The 21394-nt window shown below is 39.3% G+C and carries 25 protein-coding genes; 12 read left to right on the top strand and 13 right to left on the bottom strand.

From position 1 onward, the window contains the following. Positions 1–25: 25 nt before the first annotated feature. A complete protein-coding gene (locus tag WD048_02255) occupies positions 26–1150 on the bottom strand; it encodes a cysteine desulfurase family protein (GenBank protein MEX0811009.1) in 1125 nt (374 codons plus the stop codon). After that, the gene (gene glmM / locus WD048_02250) at positions 1150–2544 is read right to left on the bottom strand and encodes a phosphoglucosamine mutase (protein ID MEX0811008.1); all 1395 of its coding nucleotides are present in this window, start codon (positions 2542–2544) and stop codon (positions 1150–1152) included. The genes WD048_02255 and glmM overlap by 1 nt, the downstream gene beginning before the upstream one ends. A gap of 76 nt (positions 2545–2620) precedes the next feature. Between glmM and WD048_02245 the strand changes: the two genes are divergently transcribed. From WD048_02245 to WD048_02235, 3 genes are read left to right on the top strand one after another with little or no spacing between them, the layout of a single operon-like run. Continuing rightward, positions 2621–3364 (top strand): class I SAM-dependent methyltransferase, encoded by a 744-nt coding sequence (locus tag WD048_02245; GenBank protein MEX0811007.1) that lies wholly within the window; start codon positions 2621–2623, stop codon positions 3362–3364. After that, complete coding sequence (locus WD048_02240; protein MEX0811006.1) at positions 3357–3947, top strand: phosphatase PAP2 family protein; 591 nt, start codon at positions 3357–3359, stop codon at positions 3945–3947. Before WD048_02245 ends, WD048_02240 begins: the two co-directional genes overlap by 8 nt. Next, positions 3937–4716, top strand: coding sequence for an enoyl-CoA hydratase-related protein (locus WD048_02235; protein MEX0811005.1), 780 nt, complete (start codon positions 3937–3939; stop codon positions 4714–4716). Before WD048_02240 ends, WD048_02235 begins: the two co-directional genes overlap by 11 nt. A gap of 203 nt (positions 4717–4919) precedes the next feature. Here WD048_02235 and WD048_02230 read toward each other — a convergent pair whose 3' ends face one another. From WD048_02230 to WD048_02205, 6 genes are all read right to left on the bottom strand, one after another. Continuing rightward, the gene (locus tag WD048_02230; protein MEX0811004.1) at positions 4920–5633 is read right to left on the bottom strand and encodes a hypothetical protein; all 714 of its coding nucleotides are present in this window, start codon (positions 5631–5633) and stop codon (positions 4920–4922) included. Positions 5634–5787: 154 nt separating this feature from the next. Further along, positions 5788–6582, bottom strand: a complete 795-nt coding sequence (locus tag WD048_02225) for an undecaprenyl-diphosphate phosphatase (protein MEX0811003.1) — start codon at positions 6580–6582, stop codon at positions 5788–5790. An 11-nt stretch (positions 6583–6593) separates the two neighbouring features. Continuing rightward, the gene (locus WD048_02220) at positions 6594–6839 is read right to left on the bottom strand and encodes a DUF3098 domain-containing protein (GenBank protein MEX0811002.1); all 246 of its coding nucleotides are present in this window, start codon (positions 6837–6839) and stop codon (positions 6594–6596) included. Positions 6840–6850: 11 nt separating this feature from the next. Beyond that, positions 6851–7723, bottom strand: a complete 873-nt coding sequence (locus WD048_02215; GenBank protein ID MEX0811001.1) for a permease-like cell division protein FtsX — start codon at positions 7721–7723, stop codon at positions 6851–6853. A gap of 111 nt (positions 7724–7834) precedes the next feature. Beyond that, positions 7835–8245: a hypothetical protein gene (locus WD048_02210; protein ID MEX0811000.1), complete on the bottom strand. Its 411-nt coding sequence runs from the start codon at positions 8243–8245 to the stop codon at positions 7835–7837. A 17-nt stretch (positions 8246–8262) separates the two neighbouring features. Further along, positions 8263–9204, bottom strand: a complete 942-nt coding sequence (locus tag WD048_02205; GenBank protein ID MEX0810999.1) for a hypothetical protein — start codon at positions 9202–9204, stop codon at positions 8263–8265. A gap of 234 nt (positions 9205–9438) precedes the next feature. Between WD048_02205 and WD048_02200 the strand changes: the two genes are divergently transcribed. Then, positions 9439–10041 (top strand): isoprenylcysteine carboxylmethyltransferase family protein, encoded by a 603-nt coding sequence (locus tag WD048_02200; protein MEX0810998.1) that lies wholly within the window; start codon positions 9439–9441, stop codon positions 10039–10041. A 17-nt stretch (positions 10042–10058) separates the two neighbouring features. Here WD048_02200 and WD048_02195 read toward each other — a convergent pair whose 3' ends face one another. From WD048_02195 to folP, 3 genes are all read right to left on the bottom strand, one after another. Next, on the bottom strand, positions 10059–10622 hold the full coding sequence (locus tag WD048_02195; protein MEX0810997.1) for a hypothetical protein: 564 nt from the start codon (positions 10620–10622) through the stop codon (positions 10059–10061). Positions 10623–10765: 143 nt separating this feature from the next. After that, complete coding sequence (gene cdaA / locus WD048_02190; GenBank protein MEX0810996.1) at positions 10766–11587, bottom strand: diadenylate cyclase CdaA; 822 nt, start codon at positions 11585–11587, stop codon at positions 10766–10768. Next, positions 11584–12447 (bottom strand): dihydropteroate synthase, encoded by an 864-nt coding sequence (gene folP / locus WD048_02185; protein ID MEX0810995.1) that lies wholly within the window; start codon positions 12445–12447, stop codon positions 11584–11586. The genes cdaA and folP overlap by 4 nt, the downstream gene beginning before the upstream one ends. 30 nt (positions 12448–12477) lie before the next feature. Between folP and WD048_02180 the strand changes: the two genes are divergently transcribed. The 7 genes from WD048_02180 to WD048_02150 all read left to right on the top strand — a co-directional run bounded on the left by WD048_02180 (position 12478) and on the right by WD048_02150 (position 19409). Continuing rightward, positions 12478–13029, top strand: coding sequence for a DUF1599 domain-containing protein (locus WD048_02180; protein ID MEX0810994.1), 552 nt, complete (start codon positions 12478–12480; stop codon positions 13027–13029). Between the two features lie 123 nt (positions 13030–13152). Beyond that, positions 13153–14460: a BT_3928 family protein gene (locus tag WD048_02175; GenBank protein MEX0810993.1), complete on the top strand. Its 1308-nt coding sequence runs from the start codon at positions 13153–13155 to the stop codon at positions 14458–14460. Between the two features lie 4 nt (positions 14461–14464). After that, positions 14465–15532: an ABC transporter permease gene (locus WD048_02170; GenBank protein ID MEX0810992.1), complete on the top strand. Its 1068-nt coding sequence runs from the start codon at positions 14465–14467 to the stop codon at positions 15530–15532. 275 nt (positions 15533–15807) lie between these two features. Continuing rightward, a complete protein-coding gene (gene katG, locus WD048_02165; GenBank protein MEX0810991.1) occupies positions 15808–18048 on the top strand; it encodes a catalase/peroxidase HPI in 2241 nt (746 codons plus the stop codon). A gap of 199 nt (positions 18049–18247) precedes the next feature. After that, a complete protein-coding gene (locus WD048_02160) occupies positions 18248–18493 on the top strand; it encodes a VF530 family protein (protein ID MEX0810990.1) in 246 nt (81 codons plus the stop codon). A 135-nt stretch (positions 18494–18628) separates the two neighbouring features. Beyond that, a complete protein-coding gene (locus WD048_02155; protein ID MEX0810989.1) occupies positions 18629–19060 on the top strand; it encodes a nucleotidyltransferase substrate binding protein in 432 nt (143 codons plus the stop codon). Beyond that, the gene (locus WD048_02150) at positions 19044–19409 is read left to right on the top strand and encodes a nucleotidyltransferase domain-containing protein (protein MEX0810988.1); all 366 of its coding nucleotides are present in this window, start codon (positions 19044–19046) and stop codon (positions 19407–19409) included. Before WD048_02155 ends, WD048_02150 begins: the two co-directional genes overlap by 17 nt. A 218-nt stretch (positions 19410–19627) precedes the next feature. On the opposite strand, the gene WD048_02145 is transcribed toward WD048_02150, so the two are convergent. Together WD048_02145 and WD048_02140 are read right to left on the bottom strand one after the other, a co-directional pair. Further along, the gene (locus WD048_02145; protein ID MEX0810987.1) at positions 19628–19912 is read right to left on the bottom strand and encodes a type II toxin-antitoxin system RelE/ParE family toxin; all 285 of its coding nucleotides are present in this window, start codon (positions 19910–19912) and stop codon (positions 19628–19630) included. Then, on the bottom strand, positions 19902–20135 hold the full coding sequence (locus WD048_02140; protein MEX0810986.1) for a hypothetical protein: 234 nt from the start codon (positions 20133–20135) through the stop codon (positions 19902–19904). The genes WD048_02145 and WD048_02140 overlap by 11 nt, the downstream gene beginning before the upstream one ends. 514 nt (positions 20136–20649) lie before the next feature. On the opposite strand from WD048_02140, the gene WD048_02135 reads away from it, so the two are divergent. Continuing rightward, positions 20650–21132 (top strand): ORF6N domain-containing protein, encoded by a 483-nt coding sequence (locus tag WD048_02135; GenBank protein MEX0810985.1) that lies wholly within the window; start codon positions 20650–20652, stop codon positions 21130–21132. Positions 21133–21394 lie beyond the last annotated feature (262 nt).

Genomic DNA, 21394 nt, shown 5'->3' with positions numbered 1-21394 from the left:
CTACTGTTATTGCATCTGTTCGGGCTTAAAAAGCCTTTTTCACTAATTCCAATACCTGGTTCAATTCCGCTTTATTATTCATTTTAGAAAAAGAAAAGCGAATAGAGCTGCGTTCGGGGGAAACACCTATGCCATTTAAAACATGTGAACCCTGATCAGAACCACTTGTACAGGCACTTCCGGCAGAAACTGCAATTCCCTCAATATCCAAATTGTAGAGCAGAAATTCAGTTTTTTCATTTTTTGGAAAAGAAACATTCAGAACTGTGTAAAGACTATCGGTTCCAAAAGCGCCATTTACTTCAACACCTGGAATGGCTTTTTGCAATGCTTCGAAAAAATATTGCTTTAGTCCGCTGATATATTTGGCATTGGTTTCCAAAGTTTCATAAGCCATATCCAGTGCTTTGGCCATACCTACTATTCCGTAGATATTTTCAGTACCTGCTCTCATATTGCGTTCCTGCGAACCGCCAAAAATCAGTGGTTGTACTTTTACATCCGAATTGATATAGACAAAACCCACACCTTTGGGGCCGTGAAATTTATGTGCAGAACCCGTGATAAAATCAACAGGTGTTTTTTGAAGATCAATATTATAATGTGCTACCGACTGCACGGTATCCGAAAAAAACAATGTACCGTATTCACGGCTCAATTCTGCTACAGCCTGTAAATTCAATAATGTACCAATTTCATTATTGGCATGCATTAGGGCAATCAAACTTTTATCACCGTATTTTTTCAATAAGTCTTCTAATTCACTAAAATCTATATTTCCCTTTTTATCCAATTTTAGATAATGTGCCGAAATATAATTTTTGGCAGCCATTTCCTCAACAGAATGCAATACACAATGATGTTCTATTTTAGTGCTGATGATGTGCGCAATGCGATCACTTTGTGCCAATGACTGAATGATCAAATTGGCAGATTCCGTACCTCCTGAAGTGAAAAATATTTCACCAACAGAGGCCTGAAAATGATTGGCAACAGATTTGCGGGCTTTTTCAATTGCAGCCTTGGTATTTCTACCAAATCCATGAATGGAGGAAGGATTGCCATATTCCTCTTTCAAATAGGGCAGCATGGCCTCAAATACCTGAGGGTCAATAGCTGTAGTTGCTGCATTGTCGAGATAAATTCCCATTACTTTACGCTTTCCTGGGCAAATTCTTTGATATCCACCATGATCTGCCGGGCAATGCTTTCGGCCGTATTTTCACTGCTGCTCTCAGAATAAATACGAACAACAGGTTCTGTATTGGATTTGCGCAAATGCACCCAATTTTCGTCAAATTCTATTTTCACTCCATCAATGCTATTGACCGGATAATTTTTATACTTTTTAACAATCAGCTCAAAAATAGCATCAATGTCTATGCCTTCTTCTAATTGTATCTTGTTCTTAGAAAGGTGATAATTCGGATATTTTGAGCGCAATACGGAAATGCTTTTTCCGAATTTGGCCAATTGGGTTAGAAACAGGGCTATTCCAACCAGTGCATCACGGCCGTAATGCAATTCGGGCAAAATAACTCCGCCATTGCCTTCACCACCAATAATGGCATTTTTGGCCTTCATCATGGCCACAACATTCACTTCGCCAACGGCAGAGGCAAAATATTCCCCTCCATTTTTAAGTGTAATATCTTTAAGTGCACGGCTCGATGAAAGATTGGAAACAGTATTCCCTTTTTTCTGCTTTAAGACAAAATCAGCGATGGAAACAATAGTGTATTCTTCACCAAACATTTCCCCGTCTTCACAAACAAAACACAACCTGTCCACATCAGGGTCAACAGCTATGCCAAGGTCGGCTTTGCTCTGCTTTACTTCATTGCTCAATCCGCTTAAATTTTCAGGCAGCGGCTCAGGATTGTGTTGGAAAATTCCATTTACTTCACAATTGAGCTCATGAATGTCTTTCACGCCTAATGCGCTTAACAACTGTGGAATGGCTGTTCCTCCAGTAGAATTAATGCCATCAACTACTATTTTAAAATTTGCAGCTTTAATGGCTTCAACATCAATATAGGGTAGGTTCAAGATCAGTTCGATGTGCTTTTTAATGTACTCGGTATTTGATTTTACTTTGCCCAGTTTTTCTACTTCCACAAAATCAAAATCTTCTTTTTCAGCCAGTTTCAGCACTTCTGCACCGGCTTCGCCCGAGATAAATTCTCCCTGAGCATCTAATAATTTCAGAGCATTCCATTGCTTGGGGTTGTGGCTGGCTGTTAGAATAATTCCACCATCGGCCTTTTCATGGATTACGGCTACTTCTACTGTGGGAGTGGTGGAGAGGTCTATATTCACTACATCCAGTCCAAGACCTTGCAGGGTGCCGATAACCAGATTTTGTACCATCGGGCCGGAAATGCGGCCATCACGGCCAAGTACAATTTTCTTTGCACCTGTTTCTCTTTTGAGCCAGGTGCCATAGGCTGCAGTAAACTTTACTATATCTACAGGGGTTAAGTTATCACCTGTTTTTCCGCCTATTGTTCCTCTAATACCCGATATGGATTTTATTAACGTCAAATTTCAATATTTTTGAGCTGCAAAATTAGGTCTTATTTCCTAAATACTTTTTCAATTTAGAGATTATTATCCACAAATGGCAGTAAAAAAAGAATGGTTTGAAGATTGGTTTGATTCGCCATATTATCACCTATTGTACAGCAACCGAGATGAAAGTGAGGCACGCAATTTTATAGATCGCTTAATAAATTTTTTGCAACCTGAAGCAGGCAGTTATATGCTTGATCTGGCCTGTGGCAAAGGGCGTCATGCGAAACAATTGGCAGAAAAAGGTTTTAAAGTAACTGGAATAGATCTTTCTGAAAAAAGCATTCTTTCAGCAAAAGCATTTGAAAGTGAACGATTGAAATTTTTTGTGCACGATATGCGCAAATTGTTTTACACCAATTATTTTGATTATGCTTTTAATTTTTTTACCAGCTTTGGCTATTTCGATCGTGAAAGCGACAATATAAAAACTCTACAGGCTGTCAATAAAGGGCTGAAACCGGGAGGGGTTTTGACCATTGACTTTTTGAATGTCAACAAAACACTTAGTGACTTACAACATTCTGAGCAAATTGAAAGGAGTGGGGTCGTTTTCCATATTGACAGAAAAATAGAGCGAGGTTTTATTATAAAGGACATTAAATTCAGTGATAAAGGAAAGCTTTATAACTACCAGGAAAAAGTTCAGGCTATTGATTTAGATCATTTTAAGAAGTACATGGCTGAATCAAATTTTTCAATTCAGCATATTTTCGGTAATTATGCCTTAGATGCTTATGATGAAAAGGATTCAGAGCGCCTGATTATAATAGCAAAAAAGAAAAATGCTTGAAAGCCTTATCAATATTGATCAATCTCTTTTTCGGGAGATGAATGGTGCTTGGAGCAATTCATTTTTTGATCAGGTATTGCCCTGGTTTAGAAACAAGTATTTTTGGGCTCCACTTTATCTATTCGCACTCACTTTCTTGTTTTTTAATTTTGATAGAAAAACAGTGCTTACTGTTGTAGTGCTGGCTATTTTGAGTATTGTTGCAAGCGATCAGATCAGCAGTAGCTTAATCAAACCATTGGTAGGCAGGCTGCGCCCTTGCAATGATCCTGATTTTTTGGATCAGGTTATTCTACTTGTAGATTGCGGCTCGGGAAAAAGTTTTACTTCTTCTCATGCTACCAATCATTTTGCGCTGGCTTTCTTTTTTGGAGTGTTTTTTAGAAGTCTGCAACCGGCCTTGCTGCCGGTATTGATTTTTTGGGCGGCTATGGTTTCTTATGCGCAAATATATGTTGGTGTTCACTATCCATTTGATATATTGGGCGGAGCAATTTTAGGTGCGTTTATAGGAATAATATTCGCAGCTATTGGTAAATATATTCTCAGAAATAAATTTAAAACGGCAAAAGATGGAGTTTGAAAATATTATAGTTGAAAAAAATTACGAAAAACACATTGCACTCATTCAGTTGAATAGACCCAAGCAATTGAATGCCCTGAACCTTCAGACAATGGGTGAATTGCGCGATGCACTTAAAATGCTGGATGATGATGATACCGTTCGCGTGATTATTCTCACGGGCAATGAAAAGGCTTTTGCTGCCGGGGCGGATATCAAGGAAATGGCTGGAAAGGGCAGCATCGATATGCTCAAAATTGACCAGTTTTCTACTTGGGATCAAATTAAGAAAACCAAAAAGCCAATTATTGCCGCTGTTTCCGGTTTTGCCCTGGGCGGTGGTTGTGAGCTTGTGATGACCTGCGATATGGTAGTGGCTTCAGAAACAGCACAGTTTGGCCAACCGGAAATAAAAATAGGCGTGATGCCTGGAGCAGGAGGGACGCAGCGATTGACCAAAGCGGTAGGAAAAGCACGGGCTATGGAGATGGTACTTACGGGTAATTTTATAAAAGCTGAAGAAGCCCTCAGCGTTGGTTTGATCAATAAAGTAGTGCCTGTAGAATTGTATTTGAAGGAAGCGGTAAGGCTGGCACAAAACATTGCAGATAAATCGCCCATTGCGGTTCAATTGGCCAAGGAATCCGTATTAAAAGCTTTCAATAGCAGTTTGGATGAAGGGCTCGTATTTGAGCGTAAAAACTTCTACACGCTATTTGCCACCGAAGATCAAAAAGAGGGCATGAATGCCTTTGTAGAAAAAAGAAAGCCGGAGTTTAAGGGGAGGTAGGGGAGTATGTTTTGATGTAAAATGTGAATAATGGATTGGAAGATTCTATTGTCTATTTGCATGTTTTACTCGATAATCGAGATTTAAACCTGCCCGACTAAAAGCAGGCGGGTGCTCCGAGGCTTGCCTCGTAATCAAAAGTATTTTTTCCAAATAAATGCCTCGTGGGCTTGCCCCGAGGTTGTTTACTTTGAGCACTTGGGTTAATATTTTTCCTTTGTTTTGTATTCCTTGTAACAACTATCTAATGCTTCACCAATTTCGTATATGCTGGCATATTTGACGAATTCAGGGTCAATGGCACAATGATCAATAAATTTTTCTATTTCATTTTCTTCAAGGGATATAAGTTCTGCATCTATGAAAAAACGAATGATTTTTTTCATTGCTTGCATATATTGATCTTCAATAAGTAAATTGATATAAGCCCGCTTTTCTTTTTCTTTTTTACTGAATAAATAATAGAAAAGGCTGACGGGGCTTAAAATACCAGGCTTTGAGGTCATTACCCATGGGTCGTATTCCAGTTCGCCTATTTTTGACTTTGATTTTGATATTTCTTCTTGGGTGGGTTTAGGTCGGATGATAACTGGATCTTTTCTTTTTATTTCAAGGGCTTTTAATGTCACGATAACATGGTAAATATCTTTAAGCGTTGAATCTTTAAGACTTATAGTCGCGGTTGTGAAGCCATGGCTTAATACTTTAATAAGCTCATTTTTTTTGACGTTAATCTTAAAGGAACCATCCGTATTTCCAAAAAAACCTTTTCCCGTAGAAGTATTGACAATTAACAAATCTGTAAATCCGACATGAGGCTCTTGAGTAACTTGTCCAATTACTGTAACAGTTGTATCTCCAGCTTTCAGCTTAAGTCCAATTGACAATAAAAATACAATTAAATACAGCCTGATCATTTCAAATTGAATTATACAAACATTCAATCAGAAAAACTAATAAGCTAATGAAAAAGTATTTTTCCAAACCAACATTAATGCACAGCTACTATCATTTCTATGAGATTATTGGAAATTAGGCGAGTTGGATAATCAGAAACAGAAATTGGAATTCTCAAATTATAAGTTGACTTGCTATAGCTATTGTGCCAACAATAAAACAATAGATGGCAAAGTAATACAAATTGCTGTTGCGCACCAGGCTGATCATCCATTTGCAAGCCAGCAGTCCGGCAATAAAAGCGGCCAGGGATGCAGCCAAAATAACCAGAAGCTTATCACCTTCCAGATTAAAACCTCCGCTCAGAATATCTTTGGCTATTTTCCCAAGTATTAAAGGCACGACCATCAGGAAAGAAAAGCGCGCAGCTTTTGTGCGATCAATACCCAGCAACACAGAGGCTGAAATAGTAGCTCCAGAACGGGAAATTCCAGGCAGAATAGCAATGGCCTGTGCTACTCCCACAAGGAGTGCTTCTTTCCATCCTACACTTTTATTGGTGAATTTAGCCCGATCAGCGAGTATCAATAAAAGTGCAGTAAGCAAAAGCATTAAACCTACCAGCAGTATTTGCCCTGAAAACAATTGATCGAGAAAATCTTCAAAAAACAATCCCACAAATGCGGCAGGAATCATTGACAGAACAATAAACCAGGAAAAGCGCGCTGATTCATTCCACTGGAATTGAAACAATCCGCGAAATATTTCTACAAGATCTTTTCTAAAAACAACTATGGTGCTGAGTGCAGTTGCAGCGTGAACAGCTACAGTAAAAAGCAGACTTTCTTCTGCCACAAGTTTACTTCCAAAAAGGTGTTTGACCAGCTCAAGATGCCCGCTGCTGCTTACAGGAAGAAATTCTGTTAATCCCTGGACAATACCAAGGACAATTGCCTCAAGTAAACTCATTCAGGTCTGTATCAGCGTTTTGTGAAAATAGCCATACCCACTATAAATAGCCCTCCGAGGATAAAAATGGGCGACAATGTGGTTCTGACAAAGCTGTATTTTTCTTCTGCATTAAAAATATGGGGTTCGGGATTTCCGCCACCAATCATCAAAAAATAGCCTATAATCATTATTGCAAAGCCAAGAACTACAAGGGCATAATTTTTCTTTGTAAAGAGCAATTCCGGTTCTTCAATTGTTGTTTTTTTCTTACTCATGCTTTATGCTTTTAGTATAAATCGTCTAATTTCATTCTTAAGTATTTGTGCACTGCAAAAAATGTGCTCAATCCACTTATCAGTGCGCCTACAATAATTAGTCCAATAAATAAAATACTGAACTCTATGATGTCTTTTTGGTCAAAGAGCATATTTACAAAATTTTGAGAATAGTAGGCCAATCCCAGTAAAAGGCAAACTGCCAAAAGCCCGCTCACCACTCCATTCAAAAATCCCCTCAAAATAAAAGGGCGAATGATAAACCAGCGCGTGGCACCAACCAGTTGCATACTTTTAATCAAAAAGCGATTGGAGTACATGGCCAGTTTTATGGTATTGTCTATCAGTGTAATGGTAATTAACAAAAGGACCAGCAATATTGAAGACAGTACTATAGAAATATTGCGGATGTTTTTGCTCAAAATATCTATCAGGCCTTTGAAATAATGCACTTCCTGTACTTCAATGTGATTGCGCAGTTCGTTTTCTATGTTTACCAGGCTGTCGGGGTTGGCATATGCTGCTTTCAGGTGAATATTGATGGATGAATACAACGGGTTGTAGCCGAGTATATCCAGGTCTTCACCAAATTCTTCCTGTAGGATTTTTGCAGCATCCTCTTTGGAGACATATTCGCTGTTCAGAATATAGGGCTGAATATCCAGTTTCTTTTGAAATTGAAGTACATCTACTTCATTGAGCTTGTCTTTTAAAATCAGTGAAATCTCTACATTTTCTTTCAGGTAGGATGAAATTTTATTTGAAAAAATCAAAATTGAGCTCAGAATACCGAACATGGTGAGCACCAGTGTAATACTGATGATTGAGTAGAGATATGATTGACCGGATTTTTTAGAAACGGATTTTCCAGCTTGGTGCGCCATGCATGAAAGTTAAATATTGCAACGAATTTAATAAAATATAACGGTTTACATGGCGTGATCATTTGTAGAATATTGCTTTGGAAATTGCATTTGTTTCTCCTGCAGTTCGTTTTATTTTTTTGCAACCAGTTTTCCGGCAAAATATGCTACAGGAATATAGGCACCAAGAATATCTACAATATTAAACCAAAGCGGTGCAGGAAGCAGAAAACTATTGGCTATGCCACCAATTAGGAAAAAGGCACCTATACCAAGTGCAAATTTTATTTTATGATTTGCAGCTATTAATGCCGCCAGCACTGCACCCGCAAATGTGCCAAGTGCATGTGCCAGAAAAGGGAAAATAAAATGTTTGGGCTGAAACAAATGTATGGAAGCTTTTAGACCTTCCATTGTAGTGACATCAGCGCCTTCCGGAGGAGAGATAATAGTGCCGCTAACCATGATGATGCCCATATTTACTGAACTGCCAACCGCAGCACCTACAATAATTGCCAAAAAATTTCTAAGAATTGGGTTCATGCTTTGAGTTTGCTTAATTATTGTTCGTTTAGTGTATTTACTACATCCACTAAATTGCCCTGCCCTGCAAAATCTACCATCACAAAATTGGGCTGTTTGCCGTGTTCCGAGGCGCAAAGTTCGGCTCTTTGCAGCAAATAGCTGTAATCATTAATGCCAGCGGCACTATCAGGTTGTGGCGCGTTATTGGTCAGAAAGTGGTTCAGCAAAAAGAAGTCACCATTGGCATTGCCGCGGTCTTTATCACAATCGAAATCACTTCTGCTTTTGGCACGGTAATCGGTATCGAAAGTATAATTCCAGTAATCGTGAAAGCCTTCATAATTCTCATTATCACTGCCTTTGTTGGTGAAAACAATAAGTCTTTTTTCGCTTTCAATTAAAGTTTTCAATGTTGGCCAATGCTCTCCAAAAGTATGTTGGTACATGAATGGTTTTAATCCTGCATCGGTAAAACTCTGGTCGAGTTGAGCGACACTGGCTCCGGGTTCTATGGTGAAAGTAATTACTTCATAAGGGTTTCCGTCCAGCCATGTTTTTATATCTGAAAGAAATCCGGCAAGAGGAACACAGCCCCCAAGTGGAATTCCATGATACAGGTAATGTCCTTCCGGGCCGCAATTATTGTCGTCAGTCCAGTAGCTTTTAAAGTTCAGGCAGCGAATACCAAGCTCCAATTGGGCAGTAACTTCTAAATCTTGATTGGCAGCAAGTGCATTGAATTCGCCTTGCACGGCATGTGCATTGTGTGTGGTAGCATAACTGATTTCATTGTAGCGTTGGTCGCAGAGTGAAGTATCACCATTGCAGGGGAAAACCAGAGTGCTGTCTTTTTCATTTTCAGGAATACTGTCGTTGATTTCTTCCTGCTCTTCTTCCTCATTATTTTCTACAGGTTCTTTTTTGCAGGCTGTGAATATCAAGATAAGTGCGAAAAAAAAGAATAGTATTCTGTACATGGAAAAATTTGTTTTTGCTAAAATAGCAATAAGTCAATAAATAGTTTTGCTGCTGTATAACCTGAGCTCGAGAATTATTTAAGAGATCAGGTTTTTACAATAAATATAACAAGCTAATTCCGCCAATTGCTCTTTCAATGGGTCATGACCCATTGGAAACTTGTAGGAAACCTCATTTTCCCTATGCAACCAAGCCGGTTTTTGTTTTTTATCTTGTGAATAAATAGCCATGCTATGAATCCATATTTTCTGCTTTCAATTGCCTGGATATTTTTCTATGCCTTGCACAGTTTTATGGCCAATTCATACATTAAATCTCGCGTAGAAAATGTGTTGAAAAGTCATTATCGCTTTTACAGGTTGGCATTCAATTTCATAAGTATATTGCTGTTTGCAGGTATTTTATGGTTTCAGTTTTCCATACCTGAGCAGTATTTTCTATCGGTAAATTTATTCACACAGCTTGCAGGCGGAATTATTTTCCTTGCAGGGACTGTACTTTTACTTATTGCTTTTTCCTCATTCAATAAATTGGAATTTGCAGGAATAGAACAGCTGAATTCTACCGACAGAGGACAAGCAAATACTTCTGAATTAATTACTGATAGTGGAATGTATGCCTATGTAAGGCATCCACTATATTTTGCAGTGATACTGATGTTTTTGGGCGCTTTGCTTTTCAGGCCTACTATTGCCATGCTTATTTTCACGGGCATTACTTTTATTTATCTGCCAATTGGTGTCAGGTTGGAAGAACAAAAATTGATAGAGGAGTTTGGTAAAAGCTATATTGAATATAGACGAAAGGTGAAAATGCTGATTCCCTTTGTGTTTTGATACAAAAGCACGGATTTCTAATCCAAAAGCAAAGCTTTCCAAATTTTAAAATCCTCAACAAATCTAACAGGCATCTGCTCCAATGTTTTTAGTGGATAAGATTTCCAGATTTGCAGAAATGCAGAGCTTTCTATTATTTCTTTGGTAATGATGTTTTCTTCTACAAACGAAAAATCCCATTCTTCGCCTTCAGTTCTGAATTTAAGATTTGGATTATCCAGCAGCACATTGCTCAATTTATCAAAATCAAGATTTTGCAGATAAGCCCCTTTTAAATGCAGAATATTATAAAGCGGTTGTCCCCACCAAAAAAGCAGGCGATTGGCCAGTACATGATCACTACTGAAATGCACAGGAAAGTCGAGCATGCGCCAGGGAAGGCCGCGTAGCATTTCGCCCTTGTTTACTTTGGGCAAGTTTTTTAATTCGGGAAAGCCAGTGCAGAATTGTTGGTATTCATTTGTGGATTGCAATTTTTGAGCACTTTGATAAAACAATTTTTCAATTTTATCCAGCACAATTCTTTTTCGCTGAATCCATTCTTCATTTTTGATAAGTTGCAATTCTTCTGATGAAATCATGGCTTGATTTTATTCGATAATCGAGATTTAAACCTGCCCGACTAAGCAGGCGGGTGCTCCGAGGCTTGCCTCGTAATCAAAAGTATTTTTTCCAAATAAATGCCTCGTGGGCTTGCCCCGAGGTTGTTTACTCGGGCACCAGGTTATTTGTTGGTGCTTAGTTTTTCGAAATAGCTTTGCAATATGCTTTCTACTTCTTTCAGTGTCAGGTCTTGAATAATGCGCCCGTTTCTTGCATAGCTGATCGTTCCCCGTTCTTCAGAAACCGTTAAAGCAATCACATCACTTTGCTCTGTGATGCCTACTGCCGCTTTGTGGCGCATGCCAATACGCGAGGGCAATTCGGGATTTTCAGAAACCGGCAAAACACATCCTGCGGCAATAATTTTGTTTTCAGCTATTATCATAGCTCCATCGTGCAATGGACTGTTTTTTTCAAAAATACTTTCTATCAATTTGCTGGAAATATTGGCATTGAGCAGCACTCCCGTATTTGCGGTAAGCTGCATTCGTGAAGAGCCCGAAAAGACCAGTATAGCTCCGATTTTCCTCGATTTCATACTGCGCAGTGCAGGAATTATTTCACCTATCATCGGGATTTTTGTAGGAGCATTTTTTTTCTTTCTGAAAATCAGGTCTTTGATCCAGTTGTTTTCAGTAAATCGACTTTCTTTACCGAGAATAAGCAGGAATTTGCGGATTTCAGGCTGAAAAACAATAAGCAGGGCTATCACACCTACTTCAGTGAAGTTGCCCAGAATAAAACCGGTGAGTTCCATGTCTAAAGCTTTAACCGTCCAGCGCGCAATAAATACCAGTGCAATCCCAAGAAAAATATTTACCACAAAACTGCCCTTGATCAATTTGTAGGCCTGGTAAATAAGAAAAGCTACCAGTAAAATATCGATGATATCGAGAAATCGAATTTCGAAAAAACCTATTTTAATAAACAAATCGACCATCATTCTATAGTGGAATTTTCATATTTTTCATACAATTGAATACATTCCTGAGCAGCTTTCACATCGTGTACACGCAGGATATTGGCTCCGTTTTGCAATGCGAGCATATTCAGGGCTGTAGTTCCGTTTAAAGCTTCTTCAGGAGAAGACTCCAGTGTTTTCCAGATCATAGATTTGCGCGATAATCCTGCTAATATTGGGCATCCAATGAATTCAAAGGTCTTTAAAGCTTTTAAAAGGCGGAAATTTTGCTCAATATTTTTGGCAAATCCAAAACCGGGATCAACAATAATATCTGAAATACCCATAGCGTAAAGTTGCTGAATTTTTTTGTTGAAATAGTCCAGTAGTTCTGCAATTAAATCATCATATTGATTGAGTGCTTGCATATTTTTCGGTTTTCCGCGCATGTGCATCAGTACATAGGGCACTTTTTGCGCTGCAACAATTTTCAGCAAATTGGGGTCAAATGCGCCACCGGATATGTCATTGATCAGATCTGCCCCTTCAGAAATAGCAGCATCGGCTACTTTGGCGTGAACAGTGTCAATGGAAATAAATAGCTCGGGAAATGCTTTTCGAATGGCTTTTAATGTGGGTAAAAGATGTGCAGCTTCTTCATCAGAATCGGAAATTTGAGCGCCCGGGCGCGAGGACATTGCGCCAATATCCAAAATATAAGCCCCTTCCTCAATCATTTTTTCAGCAACTTTACATGCAGCATCAGTAGAATGTTGCTGTGAGCCTGCATAAAATGAGTCGCGGTTTAAATTAATCACTCCCATGATCCTTGGGCTTGAAAAATCCATGAGCCGTCCTTTACTTTGCAAGGTCTTTTTGTGAAAAGTTTTAATTTTATCCATTTCCATAGAATTCCTAAAAATAAAGATAAGTTGGCAAATAAAACATCAGAGCAATACGATCAGGTAGTGGACAAGTGTCGTCAGATTTTTGAAAAGAAGATCAAAGATTACGGAACCTCCTGGCGGGTACTGCGCACCATGTCGCTCACCGATCAGATTTTTATCAAAGCTAAGCGGGTAAAAACAATTGAAGAGTTGGGCAATGCCAAAATAGAAGAGGGCATAGAAGAAGAATTTATAGGCATGTTCAATTACGGTATTATTGCGTTGATACAAATGCATATTGCCAATAATGCGCCAATGGAGCTGAGTGAAACTGAAGCCATGAAACATTATGACCTGGAAACCAAACAGACCAAAGCCCTTATGATGGCCAAAAATCATGATTATGGCGAGGCCTGGCGTGATATGCGTATCAATTCCTATACCGACCTAATTCTGATGAAACTCATGCGCCTGAAGCAAATTGAAGACAATAAAGGCAAGACACTGATATCCGAAGGAGCCGAATCGCATTATATGGATATTGTGAATTATGCTGCTTTTGGCTTGATCAAGTTGAGTGAAGGGCAGAAGAATTGAACTCAATTTTCTTTTTAATTGACTAAATTACCCACATAAATAAGCTTGAGAATAAAGGTTAAAAATACTTAAACAGTCATTCTACACCGATCAGTTTGTTTCTTTTGTAGATAAAATAAAATCATGCGAGAAAAAAACACTTTAGTAAAAGCGGGAAGAGCAGTATTGCTGCTGTCATTCGTAGCTTTAGGCATTTCCCTACTCAATCAATTTGGTTTTATTGATCTGATTGGCAGCGGTACTTTTTTGATCATCGCGCTTGCTGGCCTGGCAATATCAATGATGATGCACGTAGCTGGTGATTATTACAAGCCTGGAGAGGCGCTTACTATGGCTTTCAGGATATTTGTCGGTGTGCTTTTTATTTTTTCGGGTTTTGTGAAATCCATAGATCCGCTCGGAACAGCTTATAAGATCACAGAATATTTTGTTGAGTTTGGGCTCGGTTTTTTCGAACCATTTACTTTAGCAATGTCCGTATTTATGATAGTGCTGGAAATTGTGCTCGGGATTACATTGCTTTTGGGTTATATGCGCAACTGGACGCTCAGGCTTTTACTCCTGCTGATTTTATTTTTCACATTCCTTACCGGATACACTACCGTAACAGGTAATGTAACCGATTGCGGATGTTTTGGGGATTTTTTGAAATTAGAGCCTTTCCAGTCCTTTATTAAGGATCTTGTTTTGCTGGTGATGATACTGGTATTGTATTACAACAAGAAATACATCAAACCATTTTTTAGCACCTATATAGCCGGACCAATCAGTGTTTTGGCAACCTTGTTTTTTACCTGGTTTTGCTTTTCAAATTTCTATTTCGATTTGCCTGCAATGGATTTCAGGCCATACAAACCCGGAAAGAATATACCAGAGCAAATGACAGTGCCCAAAGACAAACAGCCAATAGTTGAGTTCGTATTCACCTATAAAAACAAAGAAACCGGTGAAGAGAAAGAATTCAACGCCAACAACATGCCTTCTGGGGACAAATGGGAATTTGTTGACCGCAAAGATATAGTGATCAAAGAAGGAGAAACTCCACCTATAAACAATTTTTCCATTGTGAATAAAGACGGGGAAAGTATGGATGATGAAATTCTTTACAATCCCGACTATGTGTTTATGGTTGTGGCTTATGATCTCAGGCATACTGCAAAAGAAGCCTTTATAGAAAAAATAAATCCACTGGCTGAGAAAGCCCAAAAAGCGGGTTATATGTTTTTTACTGTTACAAGTACATCCCCCGAAAGTTTTGAACAGGAAATTGATTCAAACCACCCTTTTTACCTGGCAGATGATATTTTCCTGAAAACCATTGTAAGATCTAATCCCGGTTTGGTAATTTTGAAAGATGGAAATGTGCTAATGAAATGGCATCATCGGCATATTCCTGATTATGAAGAAATTAATTCAAACTATTTAAAATAAAACATTGTTTCAATTTCTGCTCAAGCGCTCATTTTACGGAGTTTTGGTATTACTTGGCGTAGTATTGATCGTTTTCTTTCTGTTCAATGTACTCCCTGTAAATTCAGCTCGGATGACATTAGGTCAAAGAGCAGATGTGGCTTCGGTAGAAATTATTGAAAAAGAATTGGGCTTGAATTTGCCCCTGCATTTGCGTCTTTTGAAATATGTAAGCGAATTGTCGCCAATCTGGGTGCACGAGGCCACAGAAGCTGAACAGGAGCGCCTGAGTTATTCCCCCTTGTTTCATATTGGAGAAAATTCGGTTTTGGCCTGGAAAGCACCCTATATGGGGCGTTCTTATCAAACCCGCAGGCTTGTTTCTGAAATATTGATTGAAAAAATACCCCCTACACTGATTTTGGCATTTACCGCAATATTGTTTGCCGCTATTGTGGGGATTATTCTTGGCGTGATTGCTGCTATCAACCACAATAAATTTATTGACAATACGGCCGTTACGCTTTCGGTTGTGGGCATTTCCCAGCCTTCTTATTTCTCGGGGATTATCCTTGCACTTGTTTTTGGCTTTTTACTGCACGATTATACCGGGCTGAATCATGTGGGGGCACTTTTCGAGCTCAATGATTATGGCGAAGAAGTCATCAACTGGCGAAATTTAATTCTTCCAGCAATTGCGCTGGGCATACGTCCGGTAGCCATTATCACTCAATTGACGCGCAGCAGTATGCTCGATGTATTGTCGCAGGATTATGTGCGCACAGCCAGGGCCAAAGGACTGAGCGGAAATATAGTGCTTTTCAAACACGCATTGCGCAATGCACTGAACCCTGTTGTGACTTCTGTTTCGGGCTGGTTTGCCAGCCTGTTGGCAGGAGCCTATTTTGTGGAAATAATATTTGACTTCAAAGGTCTGGGCTATGAAACCGTGAAGGCACTGCTGAATTTTGATTTTCCGGTGGCTATGGGTTCTGTGTTGTTTACCGCTGTAATTTTTGTGCTGGTCAATATTTTTGTGGATTTGATTTATGCATTGCTCGATCCGAGGGTTTCTGTTGGGGATGAGGGGTAGCTTTGGTTTTTGTCAAAAACCAATTTTCATAACTACAAGCTTGCTTTCGGAATAGTTAATGGTATAGGGTAAATAATTTATAGCAAAAAACAATGCTGTTTAACTAAACATTTGCCACATTTAACTTATTCTTAGAAAGAAAGCAATAATATTATCTCTGCCAATATAATTGAAGTCAATACGCTTATCTTAAATATCTATGGGGCTTTAGATAATAATCTGCTGAGTTTATCATAAGTTTATCTGTATAAATCGAAAACCTAAAAACCTACATTATGGATGAGAAACAATCAGCGTCTGGAAAAGACCAAACAAGCTATAACGTAAATGAAAGTAAATGTCCCTTTAGCGGCAAAGTTTTAAGAAAAGGCGCAGGTGGTGGTCCATCCAATCGTGACTGGTGGCCCAACAAGCTAAACCTTAGTATTCTGCGCCAGCATTCGCCACTTTCAAATCCAATGGGAGAAACATTCAATTACACAGAGGAATTTAAAAAACTGGATCTTAAAGTATTGAAGCAAGACCTCTATGATCTGATGACCGACTCACAAGATTGGTGGCCGGCTGATTTTGGTCATTATGGCCCGCTCTTTATCAGAATGGCCTGGCACAGTGCAGGAACCTATCGAATAGGTGATGGTCGCGGTGGTGGCGGTACAGGAAACCAACGTTTTGAACCGGTCAATAGCTGGCCCGACAATGCCAACCTTGATAAAGCCCGATTGCTGCTTTGGCCCATCAAACAGAAATACGGAAAGAAAATTTCCTGGGCAGACCTGATGATCCTGGCCGGAAACTGTGCACTTGAATCCATGGGCTTTAAAACTTTTGGTTTTGGTGGCGGACGGGAAGATATATGGGAACCTGAAGAAGACATCTATTGGGGTTCCGAGGGAGAATGGCTGGCAGATGAACGCTACAGCGGAGATCGTGATCTCGAAAATCCTCTGGCTGCTGTACAAATGGGATTGATTTATGTAAACCCTGAAGGGCCAAACGGCAAACCCGACCCTGTGGCTGCAGCTATCGACATTCGCGAAACCTTTGGCAGAATGGCCATGAACGATTATGAAACAGTTGCATTGATAGCCGGTGGCCATACCTTTGGAAAGACCCACGGTGCAGTGGACTCAGAAAAATATGTAGGGCCTGAACCCGCTGCTGCTCCAATTGAACAGCAAGGCATGGGTTGGAAAAATTCCCATGGCAAAGGGAATGCTGAAGATACCTATACCGGTGGCCCTGAAGTAACCTGGACAGAAACCCCTACCAAATGGAGCAACAATTTTTTTAAAAACTTATTTGAATACGAATACAAACTCACAAAGAGTCCTGCAGGAGCCTATCAATGGGTAGCCAAAAATGCTGAGGAAATCGTTCCGGATGCACATATTGCCGGCAAAAAGCACAAACCCACCATGCTCACTACAGACCTTTCACTGAGAATGGATCCGGAGTATGAAAAAATTTCACGTCACTTTTACGAAAACCCCGATGAATTGGCAGATGCTTTTGCAAAAGCCTGGTACAAACTCACCCACCGGGACATGGGCCCAAAAGTGCGTTACCAGGGTGCGGAAGTGCCAAAAGAAGATTTAATATGGCAGGATCCTTTGCCTAAAGTAAATCACGATCTGATAGACAAAAATGACATTCAGGAATTGAAAACCGAGATCCTGGATTCTGGTTTGTCGGTTTCCGAACTGGTATCTACAGCATGGGCATCTGCATCTACTTTTCGCGGTTCAGACATGAGGGGCGGTGCCAATGGTGCTCGCATTCGTTTGGCTCCACAAAAAGACTGGGAAGTAAACAAACCAAAACAATTGTCAAAGGTGCTGGACAAGCTTTCAAGCATTCAAAATTCATTCAACAAGGCACAATCTGGAAATAAAAAAGTTTCCCTTGCCGACCTGATTGTTTTGGGTGGTGTTGCCGGTATTGAGCAGGCTGCAAAAAATGCCGGACACTCGGTAAAAGTACCTTTCACTCCCGGTCGTAGCGATGCTGCAGAGGAACAAACCGATGTGGAACAATTTGCCTATCTCGAACCAACAGCTGATGCATTCCGCAATTATATGAAAGAAGGCTATTCAGTATCCCAGGAAGAAATGCTGGTGGACAAAGCCCAATTGATGACACTGACTCCTCCCGAAATAACGGTTTTATTGGGGGGCATGCGTGCACTTGATACCAATTGGGACGATTCAAAGCACGGGGTATTCACCGATAAGCCAGGAACTCTGAACAATGATTTCTTTGTAAACCTACTTGATTTGGGAACAAGCTGGAAGGCCACTTCTGATGAACAGACCCTGTTTGAAGGCAGTGACCGCAAAACAGATGAAAAGAAATGGACAGCAACACGTGCCGATCTGATTTTTGGATCAAACTCAGAATTGCGCGCATTGGCAGAAGTATATGGCTCTGCCGACTCGGAAGAAAAATTTGTATCGGACTTTGTAAAAGCCTGGGCCAAGGTGATGGACCTCGATAGATTTGATTTGAAAACCTGAGTTCGATAATTATTTAAGAGCTGAGCAATAAATAATTTCCGAGCACAGGTTGAAGTCCTTGCTTAATCAACTGAAGGTGGCTGTGCAATACGGTCACCTTTTTTTATTTGAAAATCGCGGTTGAATAATTTTGCTATGCGGAAAATAAATTCAAAATATCTTTGCATTCAGGTTTATAGCAAATAAAAAAGCTAAAAATATGCCCGACAGCTCAAAACAACCCAACAATCCACTGCATGGTGTAAAGCTGGCAGATATTTTAGGACACCTGGTAGATACCTATGGCTGGGAAATGCTCGGACAAAAGATTGATATCCGCTGTTTTAATTATGATCCATCTATCAAATCAAGCTTGAAATTTTTGAGAAAAACACCCTGGGCCAGGGATAAAGTTGAAAGTCTTTATTTGTTTTCCTTGAGAGAGGCAAAAAGAAAGCAGCGATGATTGATTATCTTGCTTGCGCCAGCTTTGAGGGTAAGTGGGTACCTTCATCTTTTCAAATGAAAACAATACCTGCCCAATACAAAAGCCCGAATTAGCTTATATTTGTTTTTGCATCAGGTAATTGGGTATTTCATTATGAAAATAGACACTACATTTTATGAACGCTGTATTAGCACGCTTGAAAAGGCTCATTCTTTGCTGTTGAAATCAGATTCTAAGAATATTGATTATGACATGTATCGTTCGGCATGTATTAAGGAATTTGAAATTATTCTTGAGCAAAGTGGAAAGTTGCTTCGTAAAGTATTGAAGCCTTATTTCCATTCCTCAAAAGCAGTGGATAAATTGTATTTCAAGGATTTGTTCAGACAGGCTGTACTTAAAAGCATTATTAGCACTGAAGTTAGCGAGCGGTTTTTGGAATACAGGGACAATAGAAACAACACTGCTCACGATTATGGAGTTAAATTTGCAGAGGAAACACTGAAGCTATTACCCAGTTTTATTGATGACACGAAATTATTAGCAAAAGCAATCAAAGAACAGAACGATGTTGCTGAGGGATAAAGACAGAGTGCGTTTATTGGAAATTTTCAATAAAGTGGAATTGCCCTTTGAAGTCTGGGCCTATGGCAGTCGTGTGAATGGTAAGGCACATGAGGGAAGCGACCTGGATTTGGTGATACGTACCCAAAATCTGCAAGAATTACCTTTTGATATTTTATCGAGTTTAAAAGAAAACATACGAGAAAGCAATATTCCTATTGTAGTAGAATTGTTTGACTGGGCACGCCTTCCGGAAAGTTTTCACTGCAATATTGAAGTTGAGCACGAGGTCTTGTTCAGTAATCTTAAAGTGGGTGTAAATGAACCATCAGCCCAATACAAAAAGGGAAATGGACAAAACAATAAATGAGTGTTTTCAGCTCATCCATTCCACAATTCACTCCTATTTTTAAAACCAGGTCTTCTGAATGAAGTTGTAAAGAGTTTTGCTACAAGCCAGGCAAGTCATCCGATGACTGCTGTTTGTGGAATTTGTGCAACTTCCAATTTACCGAGCAGCTTATGGACCATAGTCATCGGATGACTGAGTGCTGCCTCCTCCCTCTCTTAATAACAGACAGCCAAAATTTACTTAATGTCATCCTTGTACTTTGAAAGACCGAACACTATTATTTTCTTATTTCTCTCATCTACTTTGTACACAATAATGTAGCCCTTAAAAATTAAATCACGAATATTATTACGGTTGAAAAATATTGATTTACGATGTGCATAGGGCAGCCTTTTCAGCTTTTTGAGTTTTTGTAGTACATCGTTCTTGAATTTTCTTGCTGCTCCAGGTTTGTCCTGGGCAATGTAATCCACTTGTTCCTCCAACTTATTACTAAAAGATTTGAGGACATCAATCTTCATGTTTTTTAATTACAGCTTCTAAATTTTGATCCAATTGATCAAGGTCTATTATTTCGGTAGTACCGTTTTCAACTTTTTTCAACTCCCTTTCCATGTAAGCTTGAACGGAAACAAAATCACCGCTTTCCTCAAAGACTTCTATTTCATCTTTTTTAAACTTGCTGAAAAGCCACATTAGATGTTTGTAAACTTTTTCGTGAACCCGAATTCTTAAAGTGATCATGATAAACTGTTTTATAAACTGAATTTACGATTTTTTTCCTGTATGAGCCAAAGTCAGACCACAGTGAAAGCACAAGACATTTTCTTTATCATCAGGACAGCCGTGCAAGTCATCCGATGACTGCTGTTTGTGGAATTCCTGAAACTCCTAAGCTACACGTGTAACCAATAGACCATAGTCATCGGATGACTATGCGTTGCCTGAGAACCCCCCGTTCTTATTAGCAGACAGCCAAAATAACCCCGCCATCCCAACTTTAGGTCTGGTAGGTCTAAAGTACTGGGTCTCCATCTATGAAAACGAACCGTTTGTTTCCGCTTGGATTATAAAATAGTTGGATTGCACAACAAGCTTTTACTTTCTCTATTTCAAGGAAATATTAAAACATTTGATTAAATTCAAGATTATAAGTTGTTTTTAAGAATCTACAATACATGTAATCAATGAGAAAATCCATTGATATTACGGATGAAAAGGTCATAGATAAAATTTATCACATTAGGGGTAAAAATTAATGTTGGACAGAGATCTAGCCGAAATGTACGGAGTTGAGACAAGACGCCTAAACGAGCAAGTTAAGCGCAATAATAAACGCTTTCCTGAAGATTTCATGTTTCAATTGACTGAAAAAGAACTGGAAGATTGGAAATCGCAATATGCGACATCCAATAAGGAAAAGATGGGGATGCGCAAGCTGCCATATGTATTTACAGAACAGGGTGTGGCAATGTTGTCAAGTGTTTTAAACAGTGAAACGGCCATTGAAGTGAATATACAGATCATTCGCATTTTCACCAGGATTAGGGAAGTGCTTTTGGGCAATAAGGATTTGTTGCTTAGAATGGAAAAACTGGAAAAAATGATCCTTGCCCAAAAAAAGGAAACAAATAAGCATGAAGAAGAAATTCAGGTAATATTTAATGCGCTAAAAGAACTTTTAAATCCCCCGCAGCCTGAAAGAAGGCCAATTGGATTTAAAACCAGGTCTTCTGAGTAATAATTATAAAAACATTGGTACAACCAAGACTTGGCTCTAAACCATGCAAGTCATCCGATGACTGCTGTTCATGGGATTTCTGCAAACTCAAACTTTCCGAGTAACTAATGGTCATAGTCATCGGATGACTAAGCGTTGCCAGAGAAACCCCATCTCTTATTAGCAGACAGCCAAAATAACCCCGTCACCCCGACTTTAGACCTACCGGATCTAAAGTACGGGGTCTCCATCTATGAAAATGAGTGTTTGGTTTTCGGATTGA

It is taken from the genome of Chitinophagales bacterium (assembly GCA_040877935.1).
In the GTDB taxonomy this organism is placed as follows: domain Bacteria; phylum Bacteroidota; class Bacteroidia; order Chitinophagales; family CAIOSU01; genus JBBDNB01.
The sequence above is the reverse complement of the archived record's forward strand: the minus strand, read 5'-3'. Positions and strand labels throughout refer to the sequence as shown.